Source organism: Staphylococcus sp. GDX8P114P-2 (assembly GCF_017892945.1).
In the GTDB taxonomy this organism is placed as follows: domain Bacteria; phylum Bacillota; class Bacilli; order Staphylococcales; family Staphylococcaceae; genus Staphylococcus; species Staphylococcus arlettae.
In genome coordinates this window covers 1-1,239 of record NZ_JAESMB010000021.1, presented here as the reverse complement: position 1 = coordinate 1,239, position 1,239 = coordinate 1, and the positions used below count along the sequence as shown (strand labels likewise).

Sequence of the window (1,239 nt, the reverse complement as noted above, 5' to 3'; positions counted from 1 at the left end):
GGCGCTGAACCCTTAGAATGAGAACTTAATAAAAACACTATGTTCTAGGCTGCTAATTCCCTATATTTTCTAGGGGATAAGTAGCCTAGTTTTTGTTGAATTCGATTATTATTATAGTTTTTAATGTAATTTTCGACAATATCTATTACAATTTGGTTAGAGCTATTGAGCTCATTGTTTATGTAGAAAGTTTCACACTTTAGCGAGGAATGGAAACTTTCTATCGGGGCGTTATCAGCTGGTGTTCCCTTTCGGGACATACTTCTGATAATGCCTTTTTCTTCGCATAATTGATAGTAAGCATAGGATGTATAAACACTGCCTTGGTCACTATGTAGTATGCAATTCTCAGGTATATCTATTTGATTCAATGTATCATTTACTAAGCTTTGACCCTGTTTGTTATCTATTTTATACGCCACAATTTCTCCGTTATAAACATCCATAATTGAAGATAAATACAACATAGAGTTACCGAAAGGTAAATAAGTAATATCAGTTGTTAATACTTCCATTGGTTGGTTAGCTTTAAACTGTCTTTGTAATAAATTATCTGTTTTATAATAAGGTTCACCAATTTTTTTAGATTTTTTAGGTCTAACTCGGCAGTTCAGATTATACTTTCGCATGATTCTCTGAACTCTTTTATGATTAATTGACGCTGAATACAATTGATTAATCAATGCTGTAATTTTGCGATAACCGTAGGTGAAATTATTTTCTTCACATAATTCAATAACCTTTTGAGTCACTTTATCTTTTTCCTTGTCCTTATGTTTCCATCTATAGTATGTCGATTGAGGTATTTCTAAAACATCGAGTATCATTTTGATTGAATACTTATGCTTGAATTGATCAATTAATTCTACAATTACTTTGGATACCACTTCCTTTCTAACTCCTTGTACTTTTTTAAAATATCTATTTCAATATCTTTTTTCTTATTATCTAACTTTAATTGTTCTACTTCTGATAATTCTTTCACGCCTTTGCCGTAAGTATATTGCTTGCCTCTTTGTTGATAAAATCTATAAGTTTCACCATTTCGATACCATCGCCACCAAGTTTTTACCTGTGTGCTATTTTTGATATTTAATGCTTCCATAATTTCTTTTACAGTATATCCAGCTTCTTTCATTTCAATCGTTTTATATTTTGTTTCTATTGAATAAGACATTATTTTCATAGAAAAAACACCTCCGTATGATTCATTTTAAATGAATTCAACGAAAGTGTTTT

At 30.5% G+C, this 1,239-nt stretch carries 1 protein-coding gene; it reads right to left on the bottom strand.

Annotation, left to right across the window (positions count from 1 at the left end; translation table 11 throughout):
* Positions 1-44: 44 nt before the first annotated feature.
* Positions 45-1,186 (bottom strand): IS3 family transposase gene (locus KA845_RS11915; protein WP_210128126.1). Its coding sequence is split into 2 segments (ribosomal slippage): positions 45-916 and positions 916-1,186, totalling 1,143 coding nucleotides; the frame shifts between segments, so codons are not numbered across the junction.
* Positions 1,187-1,239 lie beyond the last annotated feature (53 nt).